This window comes from Streptomyces sp. SID13666 (assembly GCF_010548325.1).
Classification (GTDB): Bacteria; Actinomycetota; Actinomycetes; order Streptomycetales; family Streptomycetaceae; genus Actinacidiphila; species Actinacidiphila fildesensis.
On sequence record NZ_JAAGLX010000015.1, the window covers coordinates 110,938 to 129,633 of the forward strand.

General features: G+C 67.4%; 14 protein-coding genes and 1 pseudogene. 10 read left to right on the forward strand and 5 right to left on the reverse strand.

What is annotated here, in order from left to right; genetic code table 11:
* The first annotated feature begins 13 nt into the window (after window positions 1-13).
* The 3 genes from G3I60_RS20855 (at window position 14) to G3I60_RS20865 (ending at window position 2,720) form a co-directional block, all read left to right on the forward strand.
* A complete protein-coding gene (locus G3I60_RS20855; protein WP_164294492.1) occupies window positions 14-745 on the forward strand; it encodes an SDR family oxidoreductase in 732 nt (243 codons plus the stop codon).
* Window positions 746-1,221: 476 nt separating this feature from the next.
* Window positions 1,222-1,467, forward strand: coding sequence for a hypothetical protein (locus tag G3I60_RS20860; RefSeq protein WP_239070039.1), 246 nt, complete (start codon window positions 1,222-1,224; stop codon window positions 1,465-1,467).
* 374 nt (window positions 1,468-1,841) lie between these two features.
* Window positions 1,842-2,720, forward strand: coding sequence for a GNAT family N-acetyltransferase (locus G3I60_RS20865; protein ID WP_164294493.1), 879 nt, complete (start codon window positions 1,842-1,844; stop codon window positions 2,718-2,720).
* A gap of 435 nt (window positions 2,721-3,155) precedes the next feature.
* On the opposite strand, the gene G3I60_RS20870 is transcribed toward G3I60_RS20865, so the two are convergent.
* Window positions 3,156-5,600 carry a CBM35 domain-containing protein gene (locus tag G3I60_RS20870; RefSeq protein WP_164607620.1) on the reverse strand — a complete coding sequence of 815 codons (2,445 nt, stop codon included), beginning with the start codon at window positions 5,598-5,600 and terminating at the stop codon, window positions 3,156-3,158.
* Window positions 5,601-6,414: 814 nt separating this feature from the next.
* Here G3I60_RS20870 and G3I60_RS20875 point away from each other — a divergent pair.
* The 3 genes and pseudogenes from G3I60_RS20875 to G3I60_RS20885 all read left to right on the forward strand — a co-directional run.
* A complete protein-coding gene (locus G3I60_RS20875) occupies window positions 6,415-7,773 on the forward strand; it encodes a CBM35 domain-containing protein (RefSeq protein ID WP_164294495.1) in 1,359 nt (452 codons plus the stop codon).
* A gap of 241 nt (window positions 7,774-8,014) precedes the next feature.
* The gene (locus G3I60_RS20880; protein ID WP_343241072.1) at window positions 8,015-9,184 is read left to right on the forward strand and encodes a glycoside hydrolase family 75 protein; all 1,170 of its coding nucleotides are present in this window, start codon (window positions 8,015-8,017) and stop codon (window positions 9,182-9,184) included.
* Window positions 9,185-9,345: 161 nt separating this feature from the next.
* A pseudogene (locus G3I60_RS20885) lies at window positions 9,346-9,807 on the forward strand (IS630 family transposase); the annotation flags it as partial.
* A 142-nt stretch (window positions 9,808-9,949) separates the two neighbouring features.
* On the opposite strand, the gene G3I60_RS46830 reads toward G3I60_RS20885, so the two are convergent.
* Window positions 9,950-10,561 (reverse strand): TetR family transcriptional regulator, encoded by a 612-nt coding sequence (locus G3I60_RS46830; RefSeq protein ID WP_164294497.1) that lies wholly within the window; start codon window positions 10,559-10,561, stop codon window positions 9,950-9,952.
* 105 nt (window positions 10,562-10,666) lie between these two features.
* Between G3I60_RS46830 and G3I60_RS20895 the strand changes: the two genes are divergently transcribed.
* A complete protein-coding gene (locus G3I60_RS20895) occupies window positions 10,667-11,323 on the forward strand; it encodes a hemerythrin domain-containing protein (RefSeq protein ID WP_164294498.1) in 657 nt (218 codons plus the stop codon).
* Window positions 11,320-12,006, forward strand: coding sequence for an SDR family oxidoreductase (locus tag G3I60_RS20900; RefSeq protein WP_164294499.1), 687 nt, complete (start codon window positions 11,320-11,322; stop codon window positions 12,004-12,006). The genes G3I60_RS20895 and G3I60_RS20900 overlap by 4 nt, the downstream gene beginning before the upstream one ends.
* 751 nt (window positions 12,007-12,757) lie before the next feature.
* Here G3I60_RS20900 and G3I60_RS20905 read toward each other — a convergent pair.
* The 3 genes from G3I60_RS20905 to G3I60_RS20915 form a co-directional block, all read right to left on the reverse strand.
* Window positions 12,758-13,666 (reverse strand): DUF6215 domain-containing protein, encoded by a 909-nt coding sequence (locus G3I60_RS20905; protein ID WP_343241074.1) that lies wholly within the window; start codon window positions 13,664-13,666, stop codon window positions 12,758-12,760.
* A gap of 342 nt (window positions 13,667-14,008) precedes the next feature.
* Window positions 14,009-15,127, reverse strand: a complete 1,119-nt coding sequence (locus tag G3I60_RS20910) for an acyl-CoA desaturase (RefSeq protein WP_164294501.1) — start codon at window positions 15,125-15,127, stop codon at window positions 14,009-14,011.
* Window positions 15,128-15,134: 7 nt separating this feature from the next.
* Entirely contained in the window at window positions 15,135-16,190 is a 1,056-nt protein-coding gene (locus G3I60_RS20915) for a ferredoxin reductase (protein WP_164294502.1), read from the reverse strand.
* 87 nt (window positions 16,191-16,277) lie between these two features.
* Here G3I60_RS20915 and G3I60_RS20920 point away from each other — a divergent pair, with 87 nt between their 5' ends.
* Together G3I60_RS20920 and G3I60_RS20930 are read left to right on the forward strand one after the other, a co-directional pair.
* Window positions 16,278-17,417 carry a CdaR family transcriptional regulator gene (locus G3I60_RS20920; protein ID WP_138357826.1) on the forward strand — a complete coding sequence of 380 codons (1,140 nt, stop codon included), beginning with the start codon at window positions 16,278-16,280 and terminating at the stop codon, window positions 17,415-17,417.
* Between the two features lie 433 nt (window positions 17,418-17,850).
* Complete coding sequence (locus G3I60_RS20930; protein WP_164294503.1) at window positions 17,851-18,696, forward strand: enoyl-CoA hydratase/isomerase family protein; 846 nt, start codon at window positions 17,851-17,853, stop codon at window positions 18,694-18,696.

Below are 18,696 nucleotides of genomic sequence, written 5' to 3' on the forward strand. Positions count from 1 at the left end.
CAGCATCGTCCCTATGACTGAACGGAAGATCGCGCTGGTCACCGGCGCGAACAAGGGAATCGGCTACGAGATCGCCACAGGCCTGGGCACCCTCGGTTGGAGCGTCGGCGTCGGCGCTCGCGACGACCAGCGCCGAAGCGCCGCGGTGGAGAAACTGCGCGCCGCTGGCATCGACGCGTTCGCCGTACCGCTGGACGTGACCGACGACGCGAGCGCGACCGCCGCCGCACGGCTGATCGACGAACAGGCCGGACGCCTCGACGTGCTCGTCAACAACGCCGCCATCGCAGGCGACATGCCACAGGAGCCCACCCGGATCGACCCCGCCACCATCCACACGGTCGTGGACACCAACGTGATCGGCGTCATCCGCGTCACCAACGCGATGCTGCCGCTGCTGCGCCGCTCCGCCGCACCACGGATCGTGAACATGTCCAGCAGCGTCGGCTCCCTCACCCGGCAGTCAGGACCCGCCGCCGAGCAGACGGTAGGTCCGGTGTCCGCGGCGTACGCGCCGTCGAAGACCTTCCTGAACGCCGTCACCCTCCAATACGCCCGGGAGTTGAGCGGCACGCACATCCTGATCAACACCGGCTGCCCCGGCTACGTCGCCACCGACCTCAACGGCTTCCGCGGCGTGCGCACCCCCGAACAGGGCGCGGCGATCGCCATCAAACTCGCGACCCTGCCCGACGACGGCCCCACCGGACAGTTCTTCGACGACGCCGGAGTCGTGCCCTGGTGATGTGCACGGCGGCCATCACCCGCCATGCTGATGCCGCTGCGCCCACGCATCTCGAACAGATCCGTGGTGGCCGTCCCTGCCAACGCTCCGGTGCCCGGGGCAACGCCCCGCACCGTTACCGGCTCCAACAATCGTGACCCGGGGATCCGAATCGCAAGACCTCACTGCTGTTCACCAATCCTCCGACCCGCCGAATCTCCATGCGCTCGGTGACAACTGGGCCGAAAACTCGGAGCAGGTGCAAACAAGGTCGACCATCTGGTGACAAGTGGCGCGACCCCTGCGCCACCGAAGCCCAGGTCGGCCCGCAGAATTGGTGACACCTATCTTGGCAATTCACAGAAGGGCTCGCCGGCGCGCATGACATGAAGCGAGGGAGTCCAAAGGTCGGTTGTGACGCCAGACCTGGACTCCCTCGCGACCGCGCTCTACGTGAAGTCCGACGACGTGCTGAAGGAATCGCGGTACCTGGCGCCATGGCGCCCGTCGGCGGGATCCCGCCCCGGCTCACGGATGCCGAGCTGGTCACCCTCGCGGTGATGCAGGCCATGCTGGGCTGCACCTCCGAACGCCGCTGGATCCGCCACGCCCAGGCTCACCTGCGGCACCTGTTCCCCTACCTGCCCGGAGAGTCCGGCTACAACCGGCGCCAGCGCAAGGCCACCGACCTGATCGACCAGGTCAACCGCCTCGTCGCAACGGGTGCGGATTGCTGGGAGTGACTTCGTAGGTCAAGCAGCGAGTTGGTAGCGGGCCTGGTGGTTGCGCTGGTTCTCTTGGCCCAGAGGGTAGGTCCAGTAACGGTCGAAGTCGCCGCTGGCGAGCAGCGCGCGGTGTCTCAGGACGGGTTCGGCGCCGGCCAGCTACGAAGCAACCGTGCTGGTCGCGGCCATCAATGAGTGGCTGTGACCTCACGGCCGCACCAGCCTTCAGTTAACCCATTGCCGAGGAACCGATAGGCCAGCTAAGTTCTCCCAGCCGTCCATGCTGATCCGGACAGGCTCTGTCGACGAGGAGGTGTGGAGCACATGCGCAGGAGTGCCCAGCAGTTGAGCCCGCGTACTGACCTTTGCCACCTCCTCACGACGGAGACACCTTGTCGTTTCGCATCACCCCACTGACCGACCCCGCTCACGGGGCGCACAGTCGACGCCTTGCATGGCTGGCGTCCGACGCCGATTCCATCCCCGTCGGGACGGCCTATCTGCGTCTGTTCGATGGCGGACAAGAGCACCTGGCCGAACTGACCCTCCACGTCCATCCCGTGGAGCGCCGCAAGGGCGTCGGCTCCCAGCTCCTGGACACGGCCGTGGGCGCCGCCCGGGACAACGCCCGGCGCTGCGTCAGCGCGCAGGCCCAGGCCGGATCGCCCGGCGATCACTTCCTGCCGGCCCGCGGCTTCCGTAGGGTGCTCACCTTGAGGTTCGCCCGCTTGCCACTGGCCGACGTGGACGCCATCGCCCTCGCCGAGATCATCGAGCGTCCGCATCCCGGCTACCGGCTGGCGTCGTGGCAGGGTACCGTCCCCGACGACCTCGCCCAGGCGTTTGCCGCCTCACGCCGGGCCATGGACGACATGCCCATGGAGGACACCGACCACGGCATCGTGGCCTGGGACGTGGACCGGGTCCGGGCTGCGGCGAAGGTCGTTGAAGAGCGCGGCGACCAGTTGCACACGGTTGTCGCCATCGACACTGCGGACGGCTCGATCGCCGGATTCACCGAACTCGTCGTCCCCGGCAATGGCACGGGTGATGGCCAGCACTACGGTACCGGCGTACTGCCCGAGCACCGCGGACACGGACTCGGCCGATGGATGAAGGCCGAGTCGATCCGACAAGCCCACGGGCGCTATCCAGACCTCGGCGGCCTCCTGACCGACACTGCCGACAGCAACACGCACATGAGACACATCAGCGACAGCCTCGGTTACGTTCCCACACACACGACACTCCAGTACCAGCTCGACCTGTAGAGGCGAGCGGACGGGCCGGACCTGGGCATCACCTCGTCCGGCCCGTCCCCCATTGCGGCTCGGTCCGCGATTGATGGTGGGTGTAGCTCCGTCTCGGGGGCAGCTGATCCGGGGTGTTGCGACGACCGTTGACGAGCCACCGTCGGGCAGTACCGGTACCGGTATGGGCTCCACCGGCCAGGTCGCCAACACCGGCGACCTGGCCGACCGCGCCGGTAGGCGGGGGTAGGAACCTGGTCATTGGGGGAGTCCTCATCGCGGTGCCTCCCCTGCGCGAAGCCCGCACGCCTGGCCGGCAGGCCAACGCGATCTCGTCGTCCTGCCCGCGCATGCGTTACGACCGCCGCCCTCGGCGTCACACTGTCGGAGCCGCCGTCGGCACCAGCCGCACGCCTCGGAAACGGTCCCAGGGCGCGGGCCTGGGGCGTCCGCGGATCAGATGACGATGCGGTCCAGGTTGGGGCCGGTGCCCGCCGTGTTGACGATGGCGATGGAGTTGGTGCCGGCCTTCAGGGGTACCTGGACCCTAAGGGTGACGACGGTGTTGTAGTCCCGCGTTGCCGGGAAGTTCACTGTCTGGGTGGCGCCGTTGACGGTCACGGTCGCGGTGTGGACGCTGCCGACGCTCATGAAGTAGATGGTCATCGGGTAGGTGCCGGCGGCGGGTGCGGTCACCGAGTAGGTGCTGCTGCCCAGGAAGCTGATCTTCTTACCGCCGGAGCAGTGTGCACAGTTGGTGACCGTGGTGCCGGTGCCCAGGGTCGCCTTCTCCGCCTCGTAGGACTTGCCGGGGGAAGGGGTGGTCGTCGGCGTCGTGGTCGGTGTATCCGTGGGCGTGGGCGTGGGCGTGGGCGTGTCCGTCGGGGTCGGGGTGGGCGTGCCTGTGGGTGGGATCACCGGGCCCACTGTCTTGAGGAAGAGCGACTGACCGGTGTCGGTCCGGGACGCGTCGACGCCGTGGCCGCCGGTGTAGTCCTTCTGCTCGTTCTTTGCCCAGTCGGCAATCGGCGTGCCGCCCACGTCGAGCGGGTGGTAGGCGCCGCCGGACGGGCCGGCCACGCCGAACTGGTAGATCGTGTTCTTCAGCGGGTAGTACGGCTGGTACGGACCGCCGGTGGACAGCTGCTTGGTCATCGTGTTGTCGAAGAAGACGTTCTGAGGTCCGGTTGCACCCGACCACTTGACGCCCTTCTGACCTGCGGTCCAGTAGATCGGGTACCAGTTCGAGGTGTCGGGTGTCGTGTTGGCGCCGCCGTCGTCACCGCAGTTGGACTGGCAGTTGCCGGCGCGGTGGTCGTACGGCACGGCCTGCGTGTTGAGCTCGATCAGGTTCCGGCGCTCGTACCCGCCGTGCAGGTTGAAGTCGGAGTCGATGTCGTTGCCGATCGCCACGTTGTCCGACGCCGACCACTGGAACGTAAAGTGCCGCAGGTTGCGGGTGACGTTGTTGGCGTAGAGCGAGTCCCAGACCCGTGAGCCGCGGAAGTAGCCCCGGCCGCCGGCGCCCTTGTTCCACGAACCGTCCAGGAAGTTGTCCTGGATCTGAACGTTCTTGGCCTCTTCGGTGACGATCGGGTGCGAGCCGGTCATGTAGGTCCGGACCCCCCGGACCCAGTCGTTCACCGCCCACTTGAGAACGATGCCGTTCATCTCGGCGTGCGGGTCCATGTTGCCGTAGTTCTGGACCGAGGCGGCCTGGTTGAGGTTCGACATCGGCTGGGTCATGTAGAAGTTCTCCAGGCCGACTCCGACGACCGGCTCGACCAGCGGCGATGCCTTGCTGGCGTAGACGGCGCCGTCTATCGGTGCCGAGCCGTCGGAGGTGGAGTCGATCGGCATGTCGTACTCGAGCTGCTTGTCGACCGTGACCGTGTGGTTGGTGGCGTCGACCGCACTGATCGTGAAGATCTGCTGCCGCATCTGCAGGTTCTCTTCGGGGAACGTCGCGCTGACCGCGTCCATCGACTGGTAGAACTTCTGTGAGTTGGCGGCCATCATATTCACGAATCCGCCGACCTTGAAACCGGTCATCTTGGCGCTGGTCGCCAGGTAGACGACCGTGTCGCCCTGCCGAGCGGCGAACGTGGTCTCGCCCGGCTTGGCCCGCAGTTTGGCGCCGGCCTTCCATTGCTGGTTGATGGAGCCGAGGAAGATCTCCTTGCGGTTCGCCGGCGCGGCGTTGTACTCCGCCTGGTAGGAGGGGTCGACCGTACGGGAACTGACCCGGAACAGGCCGGTGCCGGGCCACGCCCAGCCCATCTTGCCGTCGCCCGAGGTCATGTTGTCGCCGTCGGAGTCAGTGCCGTCCGAGGTGAGGGTGTCGTACAGAGTGTTGGCATCCGGCCGGTACTCGAAGGACGTACCGGTCGTCGGATCGCTGCCGGCGCCCCGCAGGATGGTGTAGTTGGCGTCCACTGCGATCTCGTGGGAGACGTTGAGGACGCCGGCCGGGAACGAGATCAGCGACAGCTTGGTGTACGAGCCGGTCGGCGAACACGTGCTCTTCAGCTTGTCGATCGCGGCCTGGATGCCGTTCGTATCATCCTTGCTGTCACTCGGCACCACACCGTAGCCGGACGCCAGTTGGGACGGTGTGATCTGGCAGGACGTCGACGGGTTGATCTCGGAGGCGCCGGGCAGTGGCTGGCCGCCGAGGTAACCGGCTTTACTCCAGTCGGGCATGCCCGGCAGCGGGGCGCGGCGGTTGGCAGCCGACAGGTCGAGTGCCCGCTGCACGGGCACGGGGGTGACGCCGGGGGACACGGCGGATGCACCGGCGGTGCCGGCAGTGACGCCGGTCCAGCCGGCCGCCGCGACGCCGGCGGCCAACAGGGCCAGGGTTCCGCCGAATGCTAGTCGGCGCTTTCTGTTCGATGGCATGGGGGCGTCCCAACGCGAGGGGGCGGAAGTAGGGGTCGGGCACCGCACGGCTGGATGCGGTGCCAGGCGCGCGGGCGGGCTGTTTCGACAGCTGCGGGACCTGCGTGTCGAGGTGGGTCCCGCCGTGTTCCGGCGGCTGAAGCAGGGGTGGAGCCGCCCGTGCCACGTGCCGATCGACCGCGCAAACGCGAGCGCTTGATGGATGGTAAGGAAACTTTCCTAACTGGTATGTCGCCCAGAGTCTTCCCGGGCCCTGCGGTAGTCAAGAGGTTGAACATATTTCATCCACATGAACGCCTTCCCTCCGAAGCAACCGCCTCGGCCGTGGATGCGGATTCCGTCGGCGGTTCCACGGCGGAATGCCGGGCGTCCGCCGATGTTGATGCGAGGCGGGAGGCCGAGCGCCTCGGTGAGGCGTCGAAACGCCCATGAAGGCAGTTGCTCGTCCGCCCCGGTCCACCCCGGGACCCAGTGGCGGTTAATTATTAGGAAACTTTCCTTCCCAACTTCTTGACGAGCGCTGCCCGGGAGGGATTGACTGCGCGCCGCGGGGTCAACTCCACAACACCCGGCCCCGCGCCGTTTCCTCCCCACTCGTCAGCTCGACTCAGCTCAAGGCGCTCTCCCGAGCTGCGCCCGCAAGCCCAACGGTTCCGTCGAGGCACCAGATATCGCAGCTCCCCCTCGCCGGGACACCGTGCTCCGTCGGCTCTCTCGGAGCATCCGCACGGCACACGTTCCGGTCCCGCGACGCCGACCGGGAGCCCGACCCCCTTGGGGGACGCCCCGTCTCGACCTCACCTGGAGGACATCCGTGACATGGTCACGACTCACCAAGGGGCTTATCGCCACCGCGCTGCCGGTGGCAGCGGTGGCCATGGGCATCAACGCGACCGCCAACGCCGGCCCCCAGGCGATGAGCACGTTCCCGGCCCACTACGCCGCGCCCTACCTGGAGCTCGCCGGCGACACAGCCGGCGACATGGCAGCTGACATGAGGGCTACAGGGCTGAAGAGCTACACCCTGGCCTTCCTGATTCCCAAGTCCGGTTGTACTCCGCAGTGGGAGGCCGGCAACAGCGCACTGGGCGCCTTCACCTCCCAGGTCAACGACCTCAAGGCCGCCGGCGGCAACGTCATCATCTCCTTCGGCGGCGCCGAGGGCGGGGAACTGGCGCAGACCTGCACCTCGGTCTCCTCACTGACCGCCGCCTACGCCAACGTCGCCAGCACTTACGGCATCACCCGCCTCGACTTCGACATCGAAGGCAGCACCCTGGGCAACACCGCGGTCAACACCCGCCGCAACCAGGCCCTGGCCGCCCTCCAGGCCCAAAACCCCAACATCGAGGTCGACTACACCCTGGCCGTGGACCCCTCCGGCCTCGAATCCGACACCCTCAACCTCCTCAAGGACGCCAAGAGCAAGGGCGTCAAGATCAACCTCGTCAACATCATGACCATGGACTTCGGCGACGGCGAGAACGCCCTCAACGACTCCCTGTCCGCAGCCAAGGGCACCGCCGCACAACTCGCAAGCCTCTACGGCATCACCACCGCACAGGCATACGGACGCATGGGCCTCACCCCCATCGCCGGCAAGAACGACGACAACGAGAACTTCACCCAGGCCGACGCCGCCACGCTGGAAGCCTTCGCTGCCACCAACGGCGTCCAGGAACTGTCCTTCTGGGAAGTCCACAGTTACGACAAGGCCAGCGGCTACGCCTACTCCCGGATCTTCAACAAGATCACCGGTGGCGGCACGCCGCCGACCGACCCGCCGACTGACCCGCCGGCCGGTGGGAACGGCTCGTACGAGGCTGAGGCGTCGACTCTGGCCGGTGGCACGACGATCACCAGCTGCGCGCACTGCTCGGGTGGGAAGAAGCTCAGCTACCTGGGCAGCGGTGGCACCGCGACGTTCAACAACGTCGCCGAGTCGGCTGCGGGTAGCTACACGATGAGTGTCTCCTTCATGAGTGTCGGCCAGTCCCGCTCCGCGGTCGTGACCGTCAACGGCGTCAACCAGACCGTCAGTTTCCCGGCGACACCCGACTACAACACCGTGGTCACCAAGGACGTCACCGTCCAGCTCAAGGCCGGAAACAACACCATCAAGTTCTCCAACCCCTCCGCCGGGGCACCCAACCTCGACCGCATCGTCGTCTGACAGCTCTACGGGAGCCGGAGCCAGGATCACCACCGCGGCCGGCGCAGGATCCATGCGAGGACCGACTCAGCTCAAGATCGCGAGTTGGTTGTCCCTCGGAAGTATCGATCTGGCATAGCCGATTGATGAGGCGAGGCAAATGCGCGACGAGAGTCGCACATGCATTGACTCGTCAAGAGGCTTTGCTGCCAAACAATGGAGGTCCCACACCGCTATGTCATCGATCCGTACGCGCCTCGTTGTGGCAGCCGCCGCAGCCACCGCGCTCACCATCCCCCTTGTCGTCGGCCATGCCGACGCCGCCACGACATCCGCAACGGTCAAGGCGGCCCCGGCTGCCGCACCGGCCGCGACCTCCTACACCGCCGCCCAGGTGCTGGCCGGCATCCAGCAGAACTCGACGGCCGCCAACAAGGTCAACACCAAGCCTCACATCAACACCATGACCCACTCCGACGTGAACGTCTTCCAGGTCGCGCCGGGAATCTACACCTACAGCTCCGGCATGGCCATCGACACCGACGGCAGTGACCCCGACCCCGACCCCGACCACCAGGGCGAGACGACCTGGGAGGACAGCAACGGCCAGGCACTGGGCGCCCACAAGGTCCCCTTCTACGTCCTCGGCGACGACTGCTGGGACCGCAAGACCCCCTGTCCGCACTTCTACTTCAAGGAACACGGCATGTCAGGGCGTCAGTTCGCGCTGATGTTCTACAACGGCAAGGTCATCGGATCGATCTTCGGCGACACCCAGACCGCCAACGGCCAGGACACCTCCGACAACGACTCCCGTGAACTCGGCGAGGCGTCCGTCAAGGCAGCCCAGCTGCTCGGCATACCCAGCAGCGGCACCACCGGTGGCGTCGACAACGGCGTGACCCTGGCGATGTTCTCGGGTCCGTCCTGGGTCGTCAATGGCACCAACGCCAACCTCAACACCAACGCCCAGGCCCTGGTCCAAAAGGCCCTGGACACCCTCGGCTCCAGCATGAACGGCGGCACGCCGCCGACCGACCCGCCGACTGACCCGCCGCCCGGTGGGAACAGCTCGTACGAGGCTGAGGCGTCGACTCTGGCCGGTGGCACGACGATCACCAGCTGCGCGCACTGCTCGGGTGGGAAGAAGCTCAGCTACCTGGGCAGCGGTGGCACCGCGACGTTCAACAACGTGGCCAAGGCGGCTGCGGGTAGCTACACGATGAGTGTCTCCTTCATGAGTGTCGGCCAGTCCCGCTCCGCGGTCGTGACCGTCAACGGCGTCAACCAGACCGTCAGTTTCCCCGCGACACCCGACTACAACACTGTGGTCACCAAGGACGTCACCGTCCAGCTCAAGGCCGGAAACAACACCATCAAGTTCTCCAACCCCTCCGCCGGGGCACCCAACCTCGACCGCATCGTCGTCTGAGGACCCACTGCCAGGTCATGACCGGCGGCAGTGCTGGCCGCCGGCCATGACCGTCACCACAGAGGTGCCGAAACCAGGTCCCGACGTCGCGGGCTGCACCCGAGGAAGAAGCACGGTGCCATCACCCTCGGCATCGGCGGTGACATCAGCATCGGCGCGGGCGCCGTGGTTCCACCTTGTTCGCCGCGTTCGATGTCTCCACCGGTCAGGTCATCAGCGCCCCGCACCGCAGACATCGGGCGGCGGAGTTCAAGAAGTTCCTGATCCGCATCGACAAGGAGGTGCCCGCGCACCTGCAGGTGCACCTGATCGTCGACAACTACGGCACGCACAAAACTCCGGCGATCAGGACGTGGCTCGGCAAACACCCCCGGTTCCAGATGCACTTCACCCCGACCGGATCCTCGTGGATCAACCAGGTCGAGCGATGGTTCGGGTTCCTGGCCGACCAGATGATCCGTCGGGGTGCCCAGAAGAACGTCCAAAACCTCGAAGCCGACATCCGCGCCTGGGTGAAGAATTGGAACGAGGACCCCAAGCCGTTCATCTGGACCAAGACAGCGGAAGAGATCCTTGACTCACCCGCCCGTTTCTGCCGACGGATCTCCGGCGCAGGACACTAGCAATCCGCGGACGCATCAAACGCTGACCCACCCAGCGCCGTGGACGTCGGTCACGCAGAGGTTCCTCCTGTTGTGGATCTTCGGTTGTCGGGCGGTGGTCACGTCTTCAGGCGGCTGCTGAAAGCGCCGTCATCGAGGGCGGTCAGCCGAAGAGGAGGTGCCGCAGTGTCCGGGTGAGGTGGTCGGTGAGCTGGTCGGGCGGCATCGAGGCGAGGGGCTCGGTCCGTGCGATGTACCTGCTGAACGCCACGCCCATCATCTGCGCCCCTACCAGCGCGACGCGGGTGTCCAAGTCGTCGTCGGGCTCGGTGGACGTACCGGGTGCAAGGACGGAGCGGTAGACGGCGGCGCTGTGCTCCTGCATCGCGTCGAGGAGGTGGGCTGCAGCGCCTTCATTGGATGCGGCACTGCGCAGCAGGATGATCAGCGGGTCGTTGACGGCATCGGTCTCCAGTCGGCGCACGAAGGCGTGGGCGATCCGGTCGGGCAACGTCGCCGCGTCACCGGCCGCGACACTCTGCAGGTCGCGATTGCCGGGCACGGCCTGGATGAAGAGTCGTTCCTTGGACCCGAAGTGACGTGTGATCAGGCCGTGCGTGACTCCGGCCCGGCGCGCGATTTCGCGCAGCGTCGTACGGGCGTAGCCGCGCTCGGCGAAGGTGTGGCGGGCCGCCTCGAGAATGGCCGCCCGGTGCCCTTCCGGATCCCGTCGCCGCCTGCGCGGCGGTTCCCCGGCCTGCTCTGTGTCGTCCACGGGACCTCCTTCATGTGATCACTCTACGGCGGCCGCAGCGCATCATCCGGACTCTGCTACGTTAATATCCACTTGGATATTAACGAACTGGGGGAGAAGCCTGTGATGAGCGTTGAAGAGCCGGAGTGCGCGGCGATCCTCGAGACCCGACTGCTGCACAAGATGCACAGGGCAGCGACGTCCCTGCTGGCGCAAGCCGCGCAGAGCCCCACCGCGCCGCCGATTGCGCTCAAGGAGTTGCGTGACTTCCTGGTGGCGGCGCTGCGGCACCACCACGAGAGCGAGGACGACGTGCTCTGGCCGCAGTTGACTGCCGCAGGTCCCACGGCACCCGACGATCTGGCCGGGCTCCACGCTGAGCACGACGCACTGGACACGGCGCTGCACGCACTGGCCGGCGCTCCCGTAGAGGACGGCCACGACCGTCCGATGCTGATCGCCGCGGCGGTGGCGGTACGCGATCTGGTGCACACGCACCTCGGCCATGAGGAAATCGTGCTCTTCCCGGCGCTGGCGTCGCAGATGTCCGACGAAGCCTGGTCGCAGTTCTCTCGCGCCGTGATCGCCTCGGCCCCTCCGGTGGGCGCCCATCTCAACATCGGATTCTTCGAGCAGGTGGGTACCTCCGCCGAACTCGCGGTGGTCGCGGCGAACCTGCCGCACGCCGCCCTGAATCTCCTTCCTGCTATGCGCCAGCAGGCCGAGGCCACCCTCAGCAGCCTGCAGGCGGCCACCGACCACACAAGGAGCGTCTCCGCATGACCAACTCCCTCATCGTCGGCGGCAGCGGCGGCCTGGGCGGCGTCATCGCCCAGCACTTCGCGAGCCGCGGCGACGACGTCATCATCACCAGCAGGGACCAGGCACGCGCCGAGGCCGTCGCCGCCCGGATCGGCAACGGCACCCGCGGACTGGCCCTCGACCTGGCCCGGCCCGAGACGATCAGCGCCTCGCTGGCGGGTGTGACCGGTGTCGACAACCTCGTGATCACGGCTGTCGGCCAGGCAGCCAACACCTTGGCGCAGTTCAGCATCACGGACGCCGTCTCCGCGGTGACCATGAAACTCGTCGGCTACGCAGAGACGGTCCGCGTACTGCACGACCGGTTCACCCCGGATGCCTCCGTGGTCCTCTTCGGCGGGCTCGCCAAGGAACGCCCCTACCCGGGTTCGACCATCGTCAGCACCTTCAACGCCGGCATCACCGGCCTGGTGAAGACGCTCGCGGTGGAAATCGCCCCGCACCGCGTCAACGCCCTTCACCCGGGCCTGATCGGCGACAGCCCCAAATGGCGCGACGTCCCCAACCCACCGCACTCGGCCCAGACACCCATCGGACGACTGGTGACCATGGCCGAAATCGCCGACGCCACCGACTTCCTGCTCCGCAACACTGGTATAAATGCCCACGACCTCCACATCGACGGCGGCCTACTGGCCACCTGACCCTGACCAGCAACCGTTTGCCCCGTGCGTGGCACCCCCGGCGCGGCCAGGGTTCTCCGCGTCAAGGGCGGACTTCATGGACGCAACCTGTAACTGCTCGGTGGTGGGGGGTGGTTCCAGTCAAGGCATTGGGCCTGAGCCGGGGCGTGGCGCGTTGACAAAGATGGCGGACGATCACTTCACGGCGCACCATAGCTGTCCGAACGCGGCATGCGGGACGGCCGATCTCACAGCAGTTGGGCGGTAGGTCTTCCAGCCGGGGCCGACGCCTCAGGAGACAGGCGCCTGCGGCGGCCACCGCCGAACCGGGGATGGGAACCACTCTGCGCCGGGGCGCCTGGCCCGCCACACTCAGTGCCAGCACGGGCGTCGTGACCTGGATTGTGGGAATGTCGCGCGAACGGCGCGGGAAACGATCTTCACGCGCACTCCGCTCGGCCTGATCAGGGCTCTTCGTCGGTGCCCCGATGGACCCGGCACCACCTGGCAAGTGATCTGGGCGTACAACTGCTCCCCCCCGCGCGGGGATGGACCCTCCGTGGTGAAGGGCTCGTGCCGCAAGATCGGTGTGAGCGGACACCGGCACTTCCCTTTCCCACGGACAGCTCGATCCCGCTCCACGGACAACGTGTCGACTGGTCCGTTCAGGTGATAGCCACGCTGCCGCCGGCGCCTGGCGTCCGCGAAGGTGGCCCAGTAGGTCACAGTCTTGCGACGAGGGGACCTGCGCGCCAAGAAGACCTTCGGCGTTTCACTGGACAGTCCATCCGGGGATCGTCGGAAGAACCTTCTCAGCGATGCCGAGGAGAGCGCGGTCGTCGGGGAGAGCTCCGGACTTGCTCCACACGGTGACTTCGCAGTAGCCGCCTCGGTCCGTCCGGTCGAGGGCCACCGCCAGATTCCTGGACGGGGGGCCTTGTGTGACCGGTCCGCTGGACCTGCCACCGCCGAGACTGATCTCGAGCTGCATGGTGTGATCCGAGTACAAGACCGCGGGCCGGCCAAGAACCGTGAGCGTCTTGATGTCCTGCTCGTCGCCGAACTGCATCAGCTTCACGTACTGGGCGGTCGACAGCTCGTTGTAGGCGGCCGAGACATTCACGGTGTAGGCGCCGAACCTGACTTCGGCCTCCGGCTGGGCGACCTTCTTGTTGGGCGAGATGTTGTTGCTACCGGAGGCCGTGGTCACGATCTCTCCAGGTGTGCCGAGCAGCTGGGCCAGGTCGGGCCGGTTGAGCGCCTTGCACAGCTCGTCACCGGTCATCGGCCGGGGCGTGGCCTGGTATGCCGTCGGCAGCTCTTTGTGCTCTCCGTCCGGACACGAGGCGGCCTGCGACTGCGTGCCCCCATCGGACGGCAGTACGCGTGGACCAACCCACAGCGCCGCCGCGAGTGCCCCGATCACGGCCACGGCCGCGATGGCCTGGCCCCACTCGTTGGGCCCCTTCTGCGGAACGTCCGGGCCGGGACGCGGCCCGGCTCCACCCTGGGCTTGGGCGCTGCCTTCGACCGCCGCCTCCTCCACGGGGGCCGCCGGACCCGGATTCCGGCGTAGGCGCAGGGCACGGAGCACCACCCAGACGCGTATCGCGGTGAACACGAGGAACACCACGCCGAGACCAGCCGCAACCCGGTCGTGATCGGTGACGGCGAGATACATGATGCGTATGCCGAGAGCAGACCCAATTGCGATGAGTAGCGGCTCGCGGACCCAGAACGGCAGGAGACGAATGAGGAAACCGAGCATCCGGTGATCTCACCATGACAAGATCACGTCCGCCGTGATGGAAGTCACAGTTCCAGGAACGTACAGGGCCTTGCCATGAAGGCCGTCGCTCAGCCTCTCGTCATCCCAGTCCTTGACACCCAGCCGAGTCCGCAGTCTGCCCTTGGCCGGGCCCGTACACCAGCAGGGGTGTGGCGAACCGGGCCCTTCCCATGGATCTCACCGAGACCGGCGGTGCCGCCGGTACGTCCGAAGGATTCGAACCCTTACCGGGGATCAGGCCGCGACGAGCTCCTGCTCGCGGTCCAGCGTCTTGACCTTGGGCTTCTTGTTCGGCAGTGAGAGCCGGAAGACCTTGTGCCACGCGGAGAACACCTGCTTGGGCAGCGGCCCGGTGACGTACTTCAGCTCGTACTTCTCGAACAACGCGCGCACCTTCACCGCGACCTCGGCGTACCGGTTGCTCGGCAGGTCCGGGAACAGGTGGTGCTCGATCTGGTGCGACAGGTTGCCGGACATGAAGTGCATGGCCTTGCTGCCGCTGATGTTCGCCGAGCCCATCATCTGGCGCAGGTACCACTGGCCGCGCGTTTCGCCCTTGATCGACCGGCGCTCGAAGACCTGCACACCCTCGGGGAAGTGCCCGCACATGATCACCGAGTGGGTCCAGATGTTGCGGACCAGGTTCGCGGTGAACGTGGCTGCCAGCGTGGTGAGGAACGACGGGCCCGACAGCAGCGGGTGGATCACGTAGTCCTTGAGCACCTGCTTGCGGATCTTGCGGCCCACGGCCTTGGCCCGCGCGCGGAACTCAGGGGTGTTGCGGCGGCGCTTGTGCAGGTTCTTGCCGAGTTCCAGGTCGTACGCCGCGATGCCGTACTCGAAGAAGCAGGCGTTGATGAAGTTCCACAGCGGCTGGCCGAGGTGGAGCGGGTGCCACTTCTGGTCCTCGTCGACGCGCATGATGCCGTAACCGAGGTCGTTGTCCTTGCCGATCACGTTGGTGTACGTGTGGTGCAGCTCGTTGTGCGAGTGCTTCCACTGCTCGGCCGGCGAGACGTGATCCCAGTCCCAGGTGGTGGAGTGGATCTTCGGGTCCCGCATCCAGTCCCACTGGCCGTGCAGGATGTTGTGGCCGATCTCCATGTTGTCCATGATCTTCGCCACGGACAGGCCGGCGGTGCCGATCAGCCACGCGGGCGGGAAGATCGAGAACAGCAGGACGCCCCTGCTGACCAGTTCGAGTTTGCGCTGTGCCGAGATGACCTTGCGGATGTAGGCGGCGTCCTTCTCGCCGCGGCCGGCGATCACCTCGTCGCGGATCGCATCCAGCTCGCGACCGAGCTCCTCGATCTGCTCCGCGGTCAGGTGGGCGGTGGGGTCGATGGCGGTCAAGGTGCTCCTAGCGTTCGATGTCGCAGGGGCCCGCCGCGGCGGACACGCAGGTTTGGATGAGGACGCCCGGCTCGGCCTCGGTGATCTCGCCGGTGCGCAGGTCGCGGACGGCGCCCGCCGTGAGCGGCGTGACGCAGCCGAAGCAGATGCCCATGCGGCACCCGGACGGCATGAGCACACCGGCCTCCTCGCCGACGTCCAGCAACGGCGTGGCGCCGTCCGCGTCGACGGTCTTGCCGGTGATGCCGAACGTGACCTCGCCACCGTCGCCGGCGACGACGATGCTGGGGCGGAAGCGTTCGGTGTGCAGGCGCTCTGGGACGCCGTGCCCGGTCCAGTGCTCCTCGGCGGCGTCGAGCAGGCCCGCGGGCCCGCAAGCCCAGGTCTCGCGCTCGGCCCAGTCGGGCACGAGTTCGTCGAGACGGGCGATGTCGAGCATGCCGTCCATGTCGGTGTGCAGCTCGGTGAGCCGCAGCTTCTTGTCCGCGACCAGGTCGTGCAGGTCGCTGCGGAAGATCACGTCGTGCGGCTGTGGTGCGGAGTGGACCATGACGACGTCGTCGAACTCGATGTCGCGCAGCATGCCCATCACCGGCGTGATGCCGCTGCCGGCCGTCAGGTAGAGCACCTTGGCGGGCTTGGCCTCCGGCAGCACGAAGTCACCGGTCGCCTGGTCGAGCTGGATCAGCGTGCCCGGTTTCGCCCTGCGGACCAGGTGATTGCTGACCTTGCCGTCCGGGATCGCCTTCACGGTGATCGTGATCCGGCCGTCCCGGCGGTCCGTCGGCGAGGTGACCGAGTAGGCACGCCACAGGCGCACCCCGTCGACGTCGACCCCGATCCGCACGTACTGACCGGCTGTGTGACCGCGCCAGCCCCGTCCCGGCCTGATCACGACGGTCGCGGCGTCACTTGTCTCGGGGTGCACGGCCTCGATGCGCCCCCGCAGGTCGGCACCCGCACGCAGCGGGCTGACCAGGTCGAGGTAGTCCGACGGCAGCAGCGGCGTCGTGAGCATCTCCAGCAGTTTCCACGCCCTACTGCGGAGGGCTGCACTCGTCATGACCCCAGCTTGATGCGCTCCTGGGGGTAAAGTCCTGTCCGTAGGATGTGAATCTGGTCGGCTGAATTGTTCGTAGGGAACAAAAACGTGAGCCATGCAATCCGGAAGGCCAGCGAACTGGTCCTGGACGAGACGACGGTCACCGCGCTTCGGGCCGCGCTGAGGACCACCGCCGACGAGGTCGTCCAGGCGATCATCGACGAGGTCCCTCCCTACGCCAACGCCCTTGCGGGCCGCATGGGCTCCACCATCCGCCGAGCCGTCCGCACCGCCCTGGGCCACTACCTGGACCTCGCGAGCGGCAACACCACGGGCGGCGACGCCAGCGACGCAGCCTACGAGCTGGGCCGCGGCGAGGTCCGCGACGGCCGTTCGATGGACGCCCTGCTCAGCGCCTACCGGGTCGGCGCCCGCGTGGCCTGGCGAGGACTGGCCGCAGGTGCCGTACCCGCAGGTCTGCCCGCCGCCGAGGTCGCCAAGTTCGCCGAGCTGACCTTCGCCTACATCGACGAGCTCTCCGCCGCGAGCGCCGCGGGCCACGCCGACGAACTGGCCGCCCGGGGCCGGGCCCACGAGCGCCACCTGGAACAACTGGCCCGCGACCTCCTCGCCGGCGCGAGCCCGGACGTGCTCCTTGCTGCTGCTCAACGGGCCGGGTGGCAGCCGCCGGTTTCGCTGACCGCAGTCCTGCTGCCCGCCGCCCAGGCCCGGCCCGCCCACCGCGCGCTCGACCCGAACACCCTCGTCCTCGACGATCTGCCGGACGCCTCCGGCGTACTGCTCGTCCCCGATGCCAACCGGGCACATCTCCTGAGGCAGCTGCCCGACCGCACCGCCGTGGTCGGCCCGGCCCGGCCATGGACGCGTGCGTCCGCCTCGTACGCACGAGCCGTACGCGCGCGCTCCCTCTCCTCCGACATCCGCGACACCGAGGACCACCTGCCCGAGCTGGTACTGAGCGCCGACGCGGAAGCGTTCGCAGACCTGCGTGCCCGAGCCCTCGCACCGTTGCTGACCTTGCCTGCCGCGACCGCGCGGCGCCTTGAGGAGACGTTGCGGGCGTGGCTGCTGCACCAGGGCAGGCGGGACGAGGCGGCGGCGGCGCTGTTCGTCCATCCCCAGACCGTCCGGTACCGGATGTCACAGCTGCGGGAGCTGTTTCCGGATCTCGGGTCCCCGCACCGGGTCCTCGAACTGACGCTGGCGGTCGGTCTTCGGGCTGGCTGACGGGCTCTTCGAGCGTCCACGACCGCGTCCTCGAACGGTCCGGGAATCGTGCCCGCCCTCGGTGTGATCAGCCGGCTCATGCGGCCCGGAGAAGAGCCGTATGAGCCGGCTGAGACTGTGTCCAATTATCGGCTCTGTCTCGCATTCGGTGGCGACGGAGCGGAGTGGTGTTATCCGAGGAGGCTGCGATGGCGGAGCAGAGTGAAGCCTGCTCGTCGGTGCATGTGGCGGGCCATGCGCTTGGTCTTGGTGTTGACCCCCTCGGTCGGGCTGTTGCTGTAGGGAAGTGTGATCGCGGCGACTCCGCTTCGCGGTACCCGCACGGCCTCCGCGGGCGAGGCCTCCCCACGTCCCAGCATGCGCCCGCGGTCGCGACGGGCGCATCCTGGGAGAAAGGTCTAGGCCCGCGTCCACCTCACGTCCAGGAGCCGCCATGAGCGTCGACCACCCGTCGATCCGGACCCGGCTGGAGGACGGCGTCCTGTTCGCCACTCTCGACGCCGGCCCCCTGAACCTCCTCGGTATCGACCTGGTCCGTGATCTGGTCTCCCTTGTCGACACGCTGTACACGGACCCTGGTGACGTGCGTGTCGTTGTCATCGACAGTGCTTCGCCGGACTATTTCTCCGCGCATGTGGACCTCACGGCGGTCCCGCAGTACACCGCGGAGGCCGCGAAGGCGGGTGGCCCTGGCGATGCGTCGCTCGGCATGTTCCTGTACAAGCTGGCGCGGGTTCCGGTGATCACCGTCGCCAAGGTGCGCGGGCGGGCCCGCGGCGGCGGCAACGAACTCGCCCTGGCATGCGACATGATCTTCGCCTCGCGCGAGAAGGCCGTCTTTGGGCAGTTCGAGTCCGGCACCGGCGCATTGCCCGGCGCGGGTGGCGTTCAGCACCTGGCCCGGCGGCTCGGCCGGACCCGCGCCATCGAAGCGATCGTCAGCGCCGACGACTTCGACGCCGACACCGCAGAGCGCTACGGCTGGATCAACCGCGCCCTGCCCGACACCGAACTGGACGGCTTCGTCGAGCGCCTGGCGAAACGCATCGCCGGCTTCCCGCCCGAAGGAGTGCGGGCAGCCAAGCGTGCCGTCAACGACCTCACGCTGGCGTCCCCCGCGCACATCCGCTCCGACGCCGCGACATTCCAGAGTTTGATCGCCCGGCCCGAAAGCCGTGAGCGCCTGGACTACCTCGCAGGGCGGGGCCTCCAGACACCTGGTGAACTCGAACGCGACCTCGGCACGGCAGTGGGGGACTTCCCCCTCACTCACCGCTGA